This window comes from Cetobacterium sp. ZWU0022 (genome assembly GCF_000800875.1).
Classification (GTDB): domain Bacteria; phylum Fusobacteriota; class Fusobacteriia; order Fusobacteriales; family Fusobacteriaceae; genus Cetobacterium_A.
Genome location: NZ_JRJZ01000117.1, coordinates 61,963 through 79,458 on the forward strand (window position 1 = coordinate 61,963; position 17,496 = coordinate 79,458).

The window sequence follows — 17,496 nt, forward strand, 5'->3', positions numbered from 1 at the left end:
TTAATACCCCTTTGACTATTTTCTATCGATAACGATGTTTAAAATCTCTTGGCTCTTTAAAGAGTAACTCTTTATAGCTTCTAATTTCTCTTCAAACATGTTACTTAAGAAAACATCTCCATTTAATTCTATTTTAATCTCTTCTGCAGTTGGGTTAAACACTCTTAAGAAAGTATTATTTCCATCAGCACTCTCTTTTAAACTGCTTACTACCGCTCCATTTAGATCTATATTTAAATTAGTATCTATATTCTTTCTAACGTTTGGTACGTTTATGTTGAATCTGTTGAACTCTTTTAATTGATACCCTTCTACTGGTGTTAAGAATTCACGAGCTTTCTCACTGTTGTTTTGCTCAGTTTTGAAGAATGTAAATCCTAAACTAAAGTTAAACTTCTCTTTGTAAAGTTGGTTATCTGGAGTTTCAATCTCGATTCCAGATGGTCTTCCTGGTCTATTTATAAGTTCTCTTTTTCCAAGGTGAGAGAATGTTCTAAATAAAGTTATGTAAACTTTTTTATCTACTACTTCATACTCTTTTAATCCGTAAGAATACATAGTCGCCTCTGAAGTTTCTGATTTTAAAGAAACATATGAGTTGAACGTTTCAATTGAAACTGGCTTTTCTGCCCACTTATCCTCTTCCCAAATGCTTAACTCTTTCTCAAAGTAAACTGGTTTTTCTACTACACATAGATGTGAATCTGATTCCACTGTATCTGTATCTATCTCTGTATTTAAAACCGCTCTGAATCTAGTATCTTCTAAGTAGTTTACATGTTCAATTCCAACTTTTACAACATCTTTAAGCCCTAAAGAGATTGTTACATTGAATTTTGCTGTAGCATCTAAAGATTTTTCATCTCTAGAGTTTTGATTCTTTGGTAATCTATATGTTAGGTTGTAATTTAAAATTGATTCGTCCTTCGACGTTAATACTGTGCATCCATCTATTACAACCTCTTTAGAGTCTATTATTAAATCTTTATGAGGTGGCGAGTAGTCATAACTATCTCCTGCATCTCCACTTGTCTCTATATAGAATGCATCTTCTATAACTCTGTTTTCAGATTTTAGTAGTACATTCAGCTTGTTATTTTCTACATAGATTTTATAGATATCATTTTCTATAGAGTCTCCAACAATTTTTTCAGAAACTAGGCTATAATTTTCTCCATCTTTATAAGATAAGTATTTTACAGATAATCCTTCTATCTCATCTATTACAAAACTTACTTTTGTTTTGAATACTTTTATATCTAAAAGTCTAGCTGCAACTTGTCTATCAATAAGTCCTGCATCTACAATCTCTTGCTCTAATACAGCGTACTCAATCTCTTTTTCACCATTTAAAATTTTAAAGTCGCTTGTTCTTGTTATGAACTCCATCTCAACTTTCTCATTTTTTCTAGCGTAAGGTAAGTAGTTGTAAAGAGTAACTACATTCTCATCATTTGTTGAAGCTAAAGATATAAGTCTCATATAAAGTTCGATTTGAGTATCTAAAATCTCTTTTACTTGAGTTAATCTTTGCTTTATATCTCTATTTACTAAATCTGAGTTACATCCTCCGATACTGTCATGTGCATGAGCTCCAAATAACTCTTTTAAACACTTTTCGAATATCTCATGAGGGTAATCGATTCCTAACTCTTTTCCTAAAAGAGCAAGTGGCTCTAAAACATTGTATATTTTATACTCTAACTCTGTATTTAAAAGTTTTATATCCATTCTTGTTGAAGTTATTGTTTTATGAATTCTAGCATGCTTACTGTGGTTTAACTCTCCCTCAACAGTCTCTAGGTTTATATCTCTTAAAGTATCAATGTAGCTTTCAAAGTCAGATACAGCTACCTTATCCTCTTTATAGAAATCTCTCATGTTTTCCATAATAGAGTGGATATCTTTTTGAATTGGCATTTGGTCATGTCCGTTCATAACTAATCTAGCATTTCCAGCTGAATATTTATCCAGAACTTTCATGATTTTATCCATTCTTACTTTCAGTTCATCCTTGTCGCTCTCTAAGTATTTAGCTCCTTGGTATCCTGTTGCTAAGTTTATTCCAAAAATTACGCTTCCATCGATTCCTTTCCATAAGAAATCTGACTTTTCTCCCTTTAACTCACTGTATCCTCTCCAGAAGAAAGTACTCTCTATTCCAAATTGTGAATAAATCTGTGGCATTTGAGCCGAATGACCAAACGTATCAGGAACATATCCTACGTTCATTACATCTCCATACTCCATAGCTTTCTTTACTCCGTAGAATAGGTTTCTAATGATTGATTCTCCGTGTACTAATAGTAAATCTGTTTGTGTATACCAAGGTCCAACTCTTAGAGCTCCCTTTTTAACTAAATTTTCTGTTCTTTCTTTCCACTTTGGTGCAAATTCGATAAAATCGTCTAACATAACACTTTGACCATCTAAAACATAGATTATATCCTCGTGCTTTTCTAAAAACTCTATAACTTCAAACATATGGTTTCTTAAAAGTACTTGTGTTTCAGCTTTTGTAAAATACCACTCTCTATCCCAATGTGTGTGCATTAATATTTTTATATCTCTACTCATTCTAATCGCCTCTTTGTTCTTTTTTTAACACTATTATAAACTAACTGAACAAAAAGTCTTAATCCTTTTTTGTGGATAATTATCCAATTTGAAATTTGTTTATCAACTCATTTATCATTATTATCATATGTAGCTGTTGCTCTCTCGATATGGCATCTAATTTATCTATCGATATATTATGAGTAAAAGCACAATCTGAAAGCTCATGTAGTGAACTCCCAAACTTTGTGATAGATATCACGACTTTCCCTCTATCTTTGAAGCTTTTAGCGACATGTTTTACTCTCAGGGTTTCTCCAGAGCTTGAAATTATAAAAAGTATAAAATCATCAAACTTCTCTATCATCTTCTCCTCTGTTACAACAATTGCCTGAAATCCTAAGTAAAGTAGCTGTCTTTGAAAATAAAGAGCTGTTATCTCAGAAGCTCCCAAGCCGTAAATCAAAATTTTTCTATTTTTTTTCAAAATCTCTACAATCGGTTTTAAATCTTGAAAGTTTATATTTTCGATATAAAAAAATGTATTATTAATGCTACTATTTTTTGAATTTTTCATTTTTTGTAAATCTTGCTCTATAGAATACTTCAACTCACTGAAACCTTTAAAACCAAGTTTTTTACAAACTCTATTCACTGTAGCCTGTGAAGCATAAGCCTCTTCACAAAGTCTAAGAACAGAGTACTCAGGAATTTTTTCAAAATTTTTCTCTATAAAATCTAAAATACTCTCCTCGCTTTTTGTAAATTTTGCTTTTAACTCTCTTGTTTGCAAAACATTTATAATCCTATATTCCATCTAAGATCTCCCTCTCTATTTTTTTACTAGATATTAACATGAAACTGAATTTATGACTAATATTTTAAAAAAAATGTTGATAATCTGAAATAATTGTATTAAACTAATCGCAATTATTAAAATTTTTTTAGGAGGAAAAAATGAAAGTAGTAATAGCGATAGATTCGTTTAAAGGAAGCCTTAGTTCTGTAGAATTAGGAGCTGCTATAGAGCTTGGAATTAAGGAGGTTTATCCAGATGCTGAAGTAAAAAAAGTTGGAATAGCAGATGGAGGAGAAGGAACTTTACCAGCTTTAGTTGAGGGAGCTAATGGTAACTTTGTAGAACTTACAGTTCATGGACCACTTATGGATGAGATAAAAGCTAAATATGGTATTCTTGGAGATAACAGTGCTGTAATTGAAATGGCTGAAGCTTCTGGTTTACCTCTTTTAAAACCAGAAGATAGAAACCCTATGAAAGCCACAACTTTTGGGACTGGAGAGCTTATAAGAGATGCAATTTTAAAAGGATGTAGAGATTTTATAGTTGGTCTTGGTGGAAGTGCAACAAACGATGCTGGGGTTGGAATGCTTGCAGCTCTTGGATATAAGTTTTTAGATAAAAACAAAAAAGAGCTTATCGGTGGAGGAGAGATTTTAGATAAAATTGCATCTATCGATTTCACAAATGTATTGCCTGAATTAGCAGATTGCAAGTTTACAATCGCTTGTGACGTAGACAATCCATTCTACGGACCTAAAGGAGCTGCCGAAATCTACTCTCGTCAAAAAGGTGCAACAGAAGAGATGGTAAAAATTCTAGATAATGGTCTTATGAGCTTTGCTAAAGTTATAGAAAAGGAGATTGGAATAGATGTTTCAAATCTTCCTGGAGCTGGAGCTGCTGGTGGACTTGGTGGTTGTCTAATGGCCTTTTTCAAGGGTCAGCTAACTTCTGGAATAGATATCGTTTTAGAAACAGTTGGATTGGAAAAAACTCTTGCTGACGCTGACTTTGTTATAACTGGTGAAGGTAGATTAGATCATCAAACAGCTATGGGAAAAGCTCCTGTTGGAGTTGCAAAAATAGCTAAAAAATTCGATATCCCTGTTATTGGATTAGCTGGTGGAGTTACTGAGGATGCAGTTAAAACTCATGAAAAAGGAATTGATTCTTTCTTCTCAATCATAAACTATCCAATCTCTTTAGAAGAAGCTATGAAAAAAGAGACAGCGACTAAGTTTGCTAAGAGCAATGCCGAAGAAGTTTTCAGATTGATTAAAGTTTGTGAGAGAAAATTCTCTAAGTAAATATAATTCATTGATTCTCTCTATTCTTTTATTTAAGGTAAGCTAATTTTAGCCTACCTTTTTTTCATTTCTATGATATATTAATTATAGAAAAATTAAATTATACGAGGTGTTTTATGGAAAAAATAAGTTTAGAGCTCGCTCTTGAAACTCTAATTAATAAAGTTAATATAATAGAAGAGCTAGAAGAAAAAAATCTTTTAGATAGCCTTGGATTTATACTAGGTGAAGATATCCTATCCCCTTTAAATAATCCACCATTTAATCGTTCACCTTTAGATGGATTTACATTTAATAGTTTTGACACGATTGGAGCATCTAAAGATAATCCCGCTACCTTTTTTGTTAAATCTGAGATTTTTGCAGGAAGCTACTGTGATGATAAAATAAATAAAAATGAAGCTTTTAGAATTATGACTGGAGCTCCCATTCCAAGCAGTTGTAATTGTGTCATAAAACAAGAGGAGGTTCATTTCGATGAAAAAACAGGTATTTTAAAAATTTATAGAGAGTTAAAAAATCATGAAAATTTCTGTTTCGAAGGCGAAGATCTAAAAGTTGGTGAGCTTGTTGTTCAAAAAGGAGAGATTATTACATACAACCACATCGGAGTCTTTGCATCTTTAGGTATCCATAAAGTTAAAGTTCTAAGAAAGCCTAAAATAGGTATACTTAGCTTAGGAAGTGAACTTCTTATGCCTGGTGCTTCTTTAGCTCCTGGAAAAATATACAATAGTAATCTTTTCACTTTGATGAGTAAGTTAAAGTTTTTAGGTCTTGATGGTATTATGTATCCTCCAATGTCAGATAATCCAATCCTGGTTTCGAATTTTATTGAGAAAGAACTAAAAAATATCGATCTGCTTATTACTACAGGTGGAGTTTCTGTTGGAAAAAAAGATATTATGCATGACGTTATCAAAGAATTAAAAGCAAATAGATTATTTTGGAAAATAGATATTCAACCTGGAACACCTGTTTTAGCAGCTGAAAAAGATGATAAACTTATTTTATCTCTTTCTGGCAATCCCTTTGCTTCACTTGTTAACTTTGAACTCTTGGGAAGAGCTATTATTTATAAAATGAGTTCAGGAACTATTAAAAATACTAAAACAATCGAAGCGATAGTTAAAGGTGGCTTTAACAAATCCTCATCTAAAAGACGTTTCATCAGAGGTTTTTTCCATAATGGTGAAGTTTTTTTAAATGATAAAAAACACTCCTCTGGAACAATCTCGTCTCTTATTGGAAAAAACTGTATTGTTGAAATATCTCCTGGAACGAGTTCTTTAAAAGAGAACGATAAGGTCAAGGTGATTTTAATTGATTAAATTTGAAGATATTGATGTTTTAGTTCTTGCTGGTGGGAAAAGTAGCCGTATGAACTACAATGACAAAGCTCTTTTAAAAATTGGCAATAAAACATTTCTAGAAAACTTAGAGATTCTATTTTCTAACTTTAATAGAAAATATATCTCATTAAATTTATCACAAAATATATCTAATGACTCTTTTATTAGAATAGATGATGAATACAGTGAGATTGGACCTATCTCTGGGTTATATTCCGGGCTTTCAAAGTGCATAGGAAACTACCTCTTTGTTACCCCTTGCGATGTTCCAAATTTAACTAAAGATTTTATAACTTACATAACTGATTTTGTCTCTAATGAATACGACGCCTTCATTGTCAAAGATAAAGATGGATTTATACATCCATTGATGGGAATATACAATAAATCTTCATTAGAGAAAATAAAAAAATCTATCGACTCTAAAGATTATAAAGTTTTAAATCTTGTAAAAAACTTAAATGTTAAATATATCGATTTAAAATATACAATTTTTGATGATTCAAAAATTTTAAAAAATATAAATACTCCTGAAGATTATAAAAATTTAAATATCTCCTCAGAAAATAAAACTAAATTTTTTGCAATATCTGGAGTTAAAAATTCAGGAAAAACAACTCTGATCACAAAACTTTTAAAAAAATTTAAAGAGAATGGTTATAAAGTTGGAACGATAAAACACGATGGACATGATTTCCAAATGGATAATCTTAACTCTGATACTGATAAACATTCTAAGTCCGGAGCTATTGGAACCCTTATTTTTTCAAAAAATAAATTTATGTTCTTAGAGCAAACAGAGGAACAACCCCTTGATTTCTACCTTAAATTCTTCCACGATTATGATCTAATTATTCTCGAGGGATTTAAAGGTAGTATATATCCAAAATTAGAAATAATAAGACAAGAAATCTCAAATATAAGTGTTTCTAATCCATTAAATCTAAAATTTATTGTGAGTGACTTAAAAAATATCGATAATAACAAAATTTTAAAAATTTTAGATTTGAATGACATTGATACTATTTTTGAAGAAATAAAAAAATATGTTTTTTAAAGAATTATTTTTTTAAATTACTGTTGACTATTTCCTACAAAAACTATATAACATAGGATATGGTATTTATAATACCATAAAAAAATATAGGAGTTATAAATGAAGTCACAAAATATAAAAAAAAATAAACTTATAATTTTTCTAATGAGTCTCATTCTTTTGATTACACTTTTTTTATCTACAAAACAAATCTTCACTAGAGCAGAAGAGATAACTATTTTGATAAATAAAGGTGCTTTTATTGATGTTAGTGGAAAAGTTAACGATAAAGTCTTATTATTAGAATCTATAGCAAACTTAAAGTATATTAAAGATAAAAGTATTCCTATCCAAGAAAGAGCTCTTTCTTTAAGACCATTCCAAGAAAAATACGATTTTCTTATGATTGCTCTTATGGACAAAGATGGATTTACATCTAGTTCTCTTCAAGGTGGTTTAGCTGACCTTTCGGATAGAGGGTATTTCAAAAAAGTAAAGACACTTAAAACAAACGTTATAAGCGATGTTATTATAAGTCGAACAACTGGTGAAAAAAATATAGTTATTGTTCATCCTTTTTTAGATAGTGAACAAAATTTTGATGGAGCAATTTTCATCTCTATTCGACTATCTGACTTAATAAGTCTAAAAAATAGTTATGGCCCTTCAAATAAAGGTTATACAACTACTATTTTAGACGATGATATGAATGTTATTGCTGGTGATTTTAAAGGTGATTATTTACAACTTAAAAATAATTTAATTAACAATAATCCTTCAGGAGTTTTCTTTAAAAAAAGAAATGGCGATTTGCATTTTATTGCTTTTAACAAAAAAGAGCTTTCAAATTGGTATATAATTACAGATTTAAATATTTCTCAATACTTTTTTGGAACTCTAGCTAGTACTTTAATTGTAATTTTTGTTTTTGTAATATTATTTTTAATGATTTTTAAAAGTTTTGACGTTAATAAAAAAATTGAAATCCAACCTTTACTCGATTCTTTAAATCAAGACTATCTTTCTGGAACTTACAATCGAAAGTATTTAGAAGAATATATCAAAAATTATTTTAAAAAAGAAAAATTAGAAAATCATAAATCAGCTTTTATTATTTTAGATATAGATAATTTTAAATCTATAAATGATGAACTTGGTCATACTACTGGGGACTATGTAATTAAAGAATCTGCAGATAAAATAAAAGATATCTTTTATGAAAATTCTGTTATATCTAGAATTGGTGGAGATGAATTTATAATTTTTATTGAAAATATTGAAAATGATAAAATTATAATCAATAAAATCAAAAGTTTATTGACTCTTATGAACACGAGCTATGGTAGAGATGAAAAGAATGTAAAAATTTCTGCTAGTATTGGAATAACTTTCACAACTAATAATAATTCTACTTTTATTGATCTATATAACGAAGCGGACACTGCTCTTTATAAAGCTAAAGAGGCTGGAAAAAATTGTGCTTATATCTCTAACAGTATAAATGAACCTATTATTAAATTAAATTAAATTAAATTAAATTAAATATAAAAGCTATCAAACCGAAATATGGTTTGATAGCTTTCTTTCTATACTAATGTGCTATAGTAGTCTACAAATGTATATTGCTCCCACTTTCCTTTTATAACATTCAAAACTCTATTATTATTATATTGAATCAAAATCTCACGATTTTTTAGTAATTTCTCAATATCATCTTGCAACTTTTTATTTTTTTCTTCCATATCTTCAATCTCTAAAAACTTAATATACTCTTTCAATCTATAAAGAGTTTCATAGTTCTGAGTTCCGCCATAATCTTTTAAGATCCAGCACGTTTCCATCTCTTTATCTAAGTTATAATCTAATTTAATATTTTTACTGAGAATAAAATCTCCAATTTTATACTCCTCTTTATTTAAGATATTCTTCTGAAGAAATACTCTTAAATTATCTTCTCCACCGTATCTCGTATAATATAAATAACTCTGACTTATTTTTAAATACTGAGTGTTTAAATCACTTTCAATTCCATTTTCTTGAAACAGTATAAAAATAGGTAAAAATATATCTAATAAATAGCTATAAACAAGCTCTTTTCTAGTCAATAATTTATCAGCTTTTTTCCTATAATATCTCGAATATCTTATGCAGTCCTCTACAACCGAATGTAAATTTAAATCCTTTGTATCTACATTTAGTTGTCTTGATTTAACTACCAATTCATCTCTATAAAAATTATACACCTGCTCAAACCATCTCTGCATACCTACAATGAATCCTGGAATATCATTATTTAAACTAAAAAGAGCAATCTCTCCTATTATCAATGTTTCTCTTCTAAATTGTTTCTTACAATATTCTCTAATCGCTTTAATCTTTCCTTTTGTATCATCTGTATAGAATATTACTCTATCTATATAATAAAGTTTTCTAAAATCATCTATTAAAAAACTATCCAACTTTATATCTGTTTCTATTTTCTTAACCAACAAAATTTTATTTCTATTCAAATAATCCACAAGTGTATACGTATAGCCTTTTTCATATTTATTTCCCAATTTGTAACTATTTTTATACTTCAAATACTCTACAAATATATCTCCATTTCCTTTATGCTCTAAATCTTTAAAATTAGACAGCAGTATATTTACTACCGGTATAAATATCCTTTGATACCACGCTGTGGAACGTTCGTAACTCTCATCTCCTAATGAATAAAGCTCTGAAAATTTTCTTACTTCATCTCTAAGTTCTCTATACATACTGCTCTTTGAACATTCTATTCCATTCAATCCAGTTTCTTTTTCAAAACTAAATCTCTCTCTTGATAAAATATCAGAATCTTCATTCTTCTCAGAAAAAAACTCATAAACCTCAGCTTCAATAGAGTGAAAGTTTAGATTTTTAGCTACAGAAACTCTATGATTGCCATCATACACAAAGTACTCTTCCTTTATCTTATAAAGAATAACTGGTGGCAAACTTCCATCTTCTAAACTTTTTAAATAAACATTTACCCATCTAACTCTAGATTCCTCTCTGATTGGATTGAAATCTTTATCAAAATCTTGAGCTTTTTCTACACTTCCAACTATTTTTGATAAGAGAACCTCACGTACTCCTAAATAAACTCTATTTGATAGTTGTTCTTCTTTTTCTACTACTGAGAACTCTTTTATTCTTTTTCCCTCTCTATCAAAAAAATTAAACCTAGTTTTTCTTAAGGCTTTTCTAAAAGCTAATTCAGCTTCCTCTTTTTCTATAAATTGTTTCATCTCTCCTCCTCCTAAGAAAAATCCAAGTCTAAAACTTTATATCCAAATACATTTATTATCTTTGTATTTTCAAGCTGTGCCTCTTGAATCTCATGATGACTTTTCAAATGTACATGCCCATGCAACCAATACTTTGGTTTTAATAGATCTATTGCTTTTCTATAGCTATTGAATCCTTTGTGAATTGGATCATCTCCTTCGTTTATTCCACCAACAGGTGAGTGACTAATCACTAAATCAACTGTTTTAAATACAGTTTTCACATAACTTTTCATTACCATAAAAAACACATCTTTTTCACTATACTGATGATTTCCCCTTGAATAGATATGACTTCCATCAAATCCTACTATTTTTATACCTTTTACTGTACAGTTTTCACCTGAATCTAAATTTCTACAAAAACTTATGTCATGATCCTCTGCGTATATGTGATTTCCATTAACATATACACACTCTTTATTTAAAATTGTAAAAAGATAATCTAAATATCTGTTGCTTACATCCCCACATGAAACTATCAACTCTACATCTTTAAACATCTCTTTCAAAGTTTCTGGAGAATATCTCTCTAATATCGCCTCATCACTAACCGCAAGTATCTTCATATTTTGTCTCCTAATTTTAAGTGTAATAAAAAAATCAAGTTATGATAAAAACTACCACAAAAATGTGGTAGTTCCTATTTTTTTAAATTTTTTGAGGTTTTATATTCCAAATCTCTTTTGCATATTCAGCTATTGTTCTATCTGACGAAAACTTTCCTCCGTTAGATATATTTATCCAAGCTTTTTCTCCCCAGTTCTCTCTGTTTACAAACTCTTCATTAATTTTATCTTGAACTCTTCTAAACTCAGCAAAATCTTGTAAAACAAAGTATTGATCTGGTTTATGCCATGAAGCTCCCTTCATCAATGAATCATACAACTCTTTATAGTACCCTGTTCCTTCATCGTTTAATGTTCCATCAATAAGAGCATCTACAACCCTTTTCAATCCTGGTGTCTCATTATAAGGAACATATGGATTATATCCCTCTTTTTTCATTTTTTCTACATCCTCTACTTTTAATCCAAAGATATAGTTATTCTCCACTCCTGCTTCTTCAACAATCTCAACGTTCGCACCATCTAATGTTCCAAACGTAAGAGCTCCATTTATCATAAACTTCATATTTCCTGTTCCTGAAGCTTCTTTTCCTGCTGTAGATATCTGTTCTGAAATATCTGCCGCTGGGAATAGATATTGAGCTGCTGAAACATTATAATTTTCTATAAATATAACTTTTATCATATCTTTTATATCCAAGTCATTATTAATAATCGAAGCTACTTCATTTATCAATTTTATTGTTCCTTTTGCTCTCATATACCCTGGAGCTGATTTAGCACCAAAGATATATGTCACTGGATGAATTTTCACCTCTGGATTCTCTTTTAATCTATAATACAGATCTAAAATATGAAGTATGTTTAACATCTGTCTTTTATACTCATGAAGTCTCTTTATTTGAATATCAAAGATTGAACTTGGATTTATTTTAATTCCAGAAGTTTTTTCTATGTAATCTGCTAACTCTTTTTTCTTTTCAGATTTTATATTTAAGAATCTATCTATTATATTTTTATCTGCAGAGTATTTCTCTAAATTTTTCATTTCTGAGAAGTCTGTAATCCATCTATCTCCTATAAGCTCTGTTATAAGTTTTGATAGCTGTGGATTACATTGCAACATCCATCTTCTTTGAGTTATTCCGTTAGTTTTATTTAAGAATCTATCTGGGAAAAGCTCATACCACTCTTTCAACTCTATATGTTTCAGTATATCTGTATGAAGAGCAGCAACTCCATTTGTTTTAGATGATCCATAGATTGCTAACCAAGCCATATGTATCATATCCCCTTGAATAATGCTCATTCTCTCTCTTCTAGATCTATCTTCAGGATATTTTTCCTCTAAAAGATTTAAAAATTGATAGTGAATTCTCTCTGTTATTGCAGATATTCTTGGAACAACCTCTTCATATAAACCAATCCACCATTTCTCTAAAGCCTCTGACAAAATAGTATGATTTGTATACGCAAATGTTTTTTCTACAATTGCCCAAGCGTCTTTCCATAATAAACCTTCTACATCTGTTAGTATTCTCATAAGTTCTGGTATAGCTATAACAGGATGAGTATCATTTAATTGTATCGATACAAACTCTGAAAATTTGCTAAAATCATTTTCATGAATTTTTTTAAATTTTCTAACTATATCTTGCAATGAAGCTGATGTAAAGAAGTATTGTTGCTTCAATCTTAATTTTTTACCCTCATTTGTTGAATCATTTGGATAAAGGATTCTAGATATATCTTCAGCTCTATTTATATTTTCTAAAGCTTTTTCATAATTCTGATTGTTAAACTCTTTCAAGTCTAACTCCTCTATTGCTTTAGCTTCCCAAAGTCTTAAAGTATTCACATTATCTGTTCCATACCCTATTATTGGCATGTCATATGGTACCGCTCTAACCTTAGAATCTCCAAATTCAACAATAACCTCATCAAAAGGTCTAGCTACTGTCCAAACATCCCCATATCTAAGCCATGTCTCTGGAGTCTCAACCTGAAATCCATTTTCTATCTTTTGCTTAAAAATTCCATTTTTATACTTGATTCCATATCCTGTTCCTGGTAGATTCAATGTCACCAACGAATCCATAAAACAAGCTGCTAATCTTCCAAGTCCTCCGTTTCCAAGCCCAGCATCCTCTTCAGCTGCTTCTATAGTATTTATATCTAACCCTATCTCTGATAGTACTTCACTTATCTGTTCATAAACTCCTAAATTTATCAGATTATTTCCAAGAGCTCTTCCCATAAGAAACTCTGCTGAGAAATAAAAAGCTTGTTTTTCCTCTTCATATTTTTTTCTAGTTTCTAACCAGTTCTTTGATATATTATCAAGAATTACTCTGCTTAAACTCTGATAGATTTCAAAAGAGTTAGCTTCATCAATGCTCTTATTAAATAAAACTCCCACTTTAGTTTCTATCTCACTTTTTAAAAGATCTTTTCCAATTAGCATTCTGTACACTCCTTATTTATTAATTTTCATTTAATTTTTTCATAAGTTCTGCGATCTCTAACTCTTTTTTCTCTAACTCAGCTTTTAATCTAGCTTTTTCTCGAAGTTGCTTTAATATCTCCTCTTTATTTTGAATTTCAGTGTTAAGCTTTTCGTTTTCATTTTTTATACTCTTTAACTCTTCCCCCGTTTTAGTTGTCGAATGAACTATTTTTTTAGTCGGTTTTGTATCTAAAAATGTTGAAACCTCTTTCGGCTTGTTTCCATCTCCAAAATATATATTGGTTTGAATAATAGGTCCTTTTTTAGAGTTTAAATTTATAGGAATTATCATTTGAGCATAATTTTTTAAAAGTTTCTCATTCTGAAACAAAGGTTTATCTATCAATATCTCCTGTGATGTTGTAGAATTACCAAATAGAACTTTTAAATTCTCAATTGGAATTAATTTAACCTCTATTTTTTCTCCAGGTCTAACTCCAGAATCTATAGGTTTAGTATAGAATCCACTGTCCTTTTGATTTAAATTAAATAATCTCTGCTCTTTTCCATCAAACCCTATATACTTCGCATCCGTCCAACTTAGAAAAATTACATCTTTCGATATATTTTCAAATGTTAAATCTATCGTTTCATCTAAAAAGTTTATATCCATATTGAATCTATCCGATGAAATTCTTCCATCTTTTGTCAATAGTGGATAATCTCTTAAGGTAGAGTCCTTTGCCCCATAAATTGTAGTTTTAGTACTTCTTATATCACTCTTTACAGATTGATGTTTTATTTCATTTGAACTACATCCTGATACCAAAAGTGTTGATACTAACGCTCCTAAAAAAAATAGATTTTTCATTCATTCACCCCATTTTATTTTAAAAATCTAAAGTTATTATTTTATTGATATTATGTCCAAATTGATTTTCTAATTTCATCAAGTGGATATCATTTTTTATATGCTCTGTTACAATATTTACAAGCAGTTTATTCTCTGAATATGTCCCACAGAACTCCCCTTCATAATTACTTCCTATTATTGCTGCTGTCGAATCTATTGCAACCATTATTCTTTTTTCCGAATCAGTCACATTCAAATTAAAACTCTCTCTTATATAAGCTTCAATCCCAAGATTCGCATAATCAGTTTTATTAAAACTGAAAAGTATAATTCTAACTCCTTTTTCTTTTAATTTTTTAAAATCTTTTTCAAATTCAAATAGATCCAAATTCGTATTTATATAAACAACTTTCTCTGCTCTTTTTAAAATTGTTTTAAACCTATCTTTTATATCATCAAAAGAGTTTAAGTTATAAAATTGTTTTTGTTTTCCACTTACTCCAACTTTATTTAATTCATCTTTTAAAAATTTTGTAGCACTTTCCACATTTTTTTTATAGTTTTCAAATATCTCATTCAAATCCATTGTTTTATAAAAAGTTATCTCTTTATCCAAATATGAATTTATATATCCTTTTTTTTGCAAGATATCTAAATTTTGATAAACTGTTGTTCTTGGATAACCTAAAGTTTTGGCTATTTGAGAACCATTTGTTCCTGGGTTTTTTATCAACTCTAAAAAAACCTCTGCTTCCTTTCTTCCGAAACCAACCTTTTCTAAATTTTCTAAAATCTTTTCATTTTCTACCAAAATATCCTCCTATTCTTTAACTCCCCCTACAGTTAAACCTCCTACAAGATATCTTGATAAGCTGACAAATAGTATTACTACAGGTATGCTTGTTATCAATGCTGCTGCTGAATATGTTCCCCACTCTGCGCTAAATGATCCTTGAAGATTTACTAATCCAACTGGAAGAGTTAATTTCTCTGCTGATGTTAATATTATTCTAGCTATTACAAACTCCGACCAAGCTGTCATAAATGAAAATAACGCTGTTATTGCAAGTGCCGGTGTTGAAATAGGTAATACTATTTTATACATAACCTGCCATACTTTGCAACCATCAATATAAGCACTTTCTTCCAAAGACTTTGGAATTGTATCAAAATACCCCTTTAACATCCATACAGAAAAGGGAACTGATACTGCTACATAAGGTATTAATAATCCTAAAAAACTATTCATTAGTTTTAATTTTACTAAAATTATAAACATAGGTAATAGTAACATCGGTGCTGGAAACATCTGTGTTACTAGAAATGTCATCATCCCAACCTTTCTTCCCCAAAACGAAAATCTTGAAAAAGCATATCCTGCTGTTATTGATATAAATACTCCAATTACTGCTGTCAATAAAGATATAATCAATGAATTTTTTAACCAAATCAATAAGTCCGTTTCAAATAAAGCTTTTCTAAAATTATCTAATGTTGCATCTGGCGGTATTATTCTTAAACTTGTTGAAAACAGTTGATTCCCAGGTCTTAGAGCTACCGACAAAACATTTAATAGAGGATAAAGAGTTATTGCACAAAACAGTATCAATATAAAATATATTCCTATTATCTTTTTCCAACTATCATTTTTTTCAAAATATATACTTTTATCTATCATCTGATTTCCTCCTTAAAAATATTGCTTTTCTTTACGTAGATAATAGAGAAAATCAATAAGAATATAAATATAAGTACCGAATATGCCGCTGCAAAGCCATATCTATAGAAATTAAATGCTAATCTATAAACATCAGTTACTAAAATTTGAGTCTCTTTATTTCCATATCCACCTGCTAAAATTATTATTATGTTTAGCATATTGAATGTCCAAATTGTTCCTAAAATTATTGCTGGAGTTAATGTCGGTTTTAATAATGGCAAAGTGATATCTTTAAATTTACTCCAAGGACTAGCTCCATCTATATCTGCTGCCTCATAAAGTTCGGCCGGGATAGATTGAAGTCCACCCAATGTTATCATCATCATAAATGGAAACCCTAACCATATATTTGTTATTATAGCTGCATAAAAAGTTAGTTTAGGATCACTTAACCAAGGTAAATTTTGAATTCCAAACCATCCAAGCATTAGATTTATAGCTCCAAAATTTTGATTAAACATACCTTTCCAAGTAAGAGCAGCTATATATTGAGGCATCGCCCATGGAATTATAAGAAATACTCTCAGAATAGATTTTCCTGGTAGCTTTCTATTTAGTAAAAGAGCTAAAAATAATCCTATAGTCACATGAAAAAATACGTTTACAAAAGTCCAAATTATAGTTCTTATAAATGTTGCTAAAACATCTGGATCTTGAAATACTCTAATATAATTTTGTAAGCCTACAAATCCAGGGTTTTTAAATGTTCTTAAACTCATATTAGTTAAAGATAACCAAAATCCATATCCTAGTGGATAAAATACCATTATTGCCATTACAATAAAAGCTGGTGCTATAAATAAATATGGTGTGTTTTTACCTACTAGTCTTCCTTTTCCACTCATAATCAGTCTCCTTTTTTAATTTTGGAGGTTGGAAAAACTCCAACCTCCCTATATTTTATTCACCTTTTATAGTTTTTATTCCATCTACTGCATCTTTTTGCATTTTTTTAGCAGCATCTTGTGGTGTCATCTTTCCATTTATAACAGCCTCTAAATTTGGTCTTATTGCATCCCAAATCGCTCTCATCTCTGGAATTACAGGCATTGGAACTGTATGTTCAATCGTTGCTATTGAATCTTGCATAAGCTTATCATTTTTAACTGCTGGTAAGTTTCTAGCTGCTTCTATCCCTGGTGCTTGAGATTGATTTATTGCAATTTCAGCATTAACTTCTGGAGAGAATATATAGTCAAAGAATTTATTTAAAGCTTCTCCTTTTGAATCAGAAGTATTTTCAGATAATGAGTAACCTTTAGAAGCATTTGTAAACAGCGCATAACCATGCTTTGATGGAATCGGCATTGGAGCAACTCCTAAATCAATTCCTGCATCCTCATACTCTTTCCAAGACCAAGCCCCATTTAAAATCATAGCTGCTTTTTCTTGTTTAAATAGTTGAGAAGCTATATCATAATCCATTCCAGCTTCACCTAATCCATACTTCGCTCTTACATCTTTAACAAAAGTTAAAGCATTTACCATAGCCTCATTATCTAAAGTCGGATTATTACTTTATTAAAAAATAAATAGGGGGT

At 29.9% G+C, this 17,496-nt stretch carries 13 protein-coding genes and 1 pseudogene; 4 read left to right on the forward strand and 10 right to left on the reverse strand.

The genetic code is table 11. The features are described 5' to 3' along the window. Nucleotides 1-15: 15 nt before the first annotated feature. Together L988_RS09355 and L988_RS09360 are read right to left on the reverse strand one after the other, a co-directional pair. The gene (locus L988_RS09355) at nt 16-2,577 is read right to left on the reverse strand and encodes a glycoside hydrolase family 38 C-terminal domain-containing protein (RefSeq protein WP_047383693.1); all 2,562 of its coding nucleotides are present in this window, start codon (nt 2,575-2,577) and stop codon (nt 16-18) included. A 79-nt stretch (nt 2,578-2,656) separates the two neighbouring features. Then, nucleotides 2,657-3,373, reverse strand: a complete 717-nt coding sequence (locus tag L988_RS09360; protein WP_047383696.1) for a MurR/RpiR family transcriptional regulator — start codon at nt 3,371-3,373, stop codon at nt 2,657-2,659. A gap of 140 nt (nt 3,374-3,513) precedes the next feature. On the opposite strand from L988_RS09360, the gene L988_RS09365 reads away from it, so the two are divergent. The 4 genes from L988_RS09365 to L988_RS09385 all read left to right on the forward strand — a co-directional run bounded on the left by L988_RS09365 (nt 3,514) and on the right by L988_RS09385 (nt 8,580). Further along, complete coding sequence (locus L988_RS09365) at nt 3,514-4,665, forward strand: glycerate kinase (protein ID WP_047383697.1); 1,152 nt, start codon at nt 3,514-3,516, stop codon at nt 4,663-4,665. A 116-nt stretch (nt 4,666-4,781) separates the two neighbouring features. After that, nucleotides 4,782-5,996, forward strand: a complete 1,215-nt coding sequence (locus L988_RS09370) for a molybdopterin molybdotransferase MoeA (protein WP_047383698.1) — start codon at nt 4,782-4,784, stop codon at nt 5,994-5,996. Continuing rightward, entirely contained in the window at nt 5,989-7,074 is a 1,086-nt protein-coding gene (gene mobB, locus L988_RS13470; RefSeq protein WP_081990330.1) for a molybdopterin-guanine dinucleotide biosynthesis protein B, read from the forward strand. Before L988_RS09370 ends, mobB begins: the two co-directional genes overlap by 8 nt. Nucleotides 7,075-7,233: 159 nt before the next feature. Next, nucleotides 7,234-8,580, forward strand: coding sequence for a diguanylate cyclase domain-containing protein (locus L988_RS09385; protein ID WP_197053960.1), 1,347 nt, complete (start codon nt 7,234-7,236; stop codon nt 8,578-8,580). A 59-nt stretch (nt 8,581-8,639) separates the two neighbouring features. Here the strand turns inward: L988_RS09385 and L988_RS13305 are convergent, their stop codons facing one another. From L988_RS13305 to L988_RS09425, 8 genes and pseudogenes are all read right to left on the reverse strand, one after another. Then, nucleotides 8,640-10,328, reverse strand: a complete 1,689-nt coding sequence (locus tag L988_RS13305; RefSeq protein WP_052191786.1) for a hypothetical protein — start codon at nt 10,326-10,328, stop codon at nt 8,640-8,642. Nucleotides 10,329-10,339: 11 nt separating this feature from the next. Beyond that, the gene (locus L988_RS09395) at nt 10,340-10,936 is read right to left on the reverse strand and encodes a hypothetical protein (protein ID WP_047383700.1); all 597 of its coding nucleotides are present in this window, start codon (nt 10,934-10,936) and stop codon (nt 10,340-10,342) included. Nucleotides 10,937-11,018: 82 nt separating this feature from the next. Next, nucleotides 11,019-13,400 (reverse strand): glycogen/starch/alpha-glucan phosphorylase, encoded by a 2,382-nt coding sequence (locus L988_RS09400; protein ID WP_047383701.1) that lies wholly within the window; start codon nt 13,398-13,400, stop codon nt 11,019-11,021. 19 nt (nt 13,401-13,419) lie between these two features. After that, the gene (locus L988_RS09405; RefSeq protein ID WP_047383702.1) at nt 13,420-14,253 is read right to left on the reverse strand and encodes a hypothetical protein; all 834 of its coding nucleotides are present in this window, start codon (nt 14,251-14,253) and stop codon (nt 13,420-13,422) included. A gap of 19 nt (nt 14,254-14,272) precedes the next feature. Continuing rightward, entirely contained in the window at nt 14,273-15,046 is a 774-nt protein-coding gene (locus tag L988_RS09410; RefSeq protein WP_047383703.1) for a TrmB family transcriptional regulator, read from the reverse strand. Nucleotides 15,047-15,055: 9 nt separating this feature from the next. Continuing rightward, nucleotides 15,056-15,913 carry a sugar ABC transporter permease gene (locus L988_RS09415; RefSeq protein WP_081982672.1) on the reverse strand — a complete coding sequence of 286 codons (858 nt, stop codon included), beginning with the start codon at nt 15,911-15,913 and terminating at the stop codon, nt 15,056-15,058. After that, complete coding sequence (locus tag L988_RS09420; RefSeq protein WP_052191787.1) at nt 15,910-16,800, reverse strand: carbohydrate ABC transporter permease; 891 nt, start codon at nt 16,798-16,800, stop codon at nt 15,910-15,912. The genes L988_RS09415 and L988_RS09420 overlap by 4 nt, the downstream gene beginning before the upstream one ends. 55 nt (nt 16,801-16,855) lie before the next feature. Further along, nucleotides 16,856-17,449 (reverse strand): annotated as a pseudogene (locus L988_RS09425) (extracellular solute-binding protein); the annotation flags it as partial. Nucleotides 17,450-17,496: the final 47 nt, after the last annotated feature.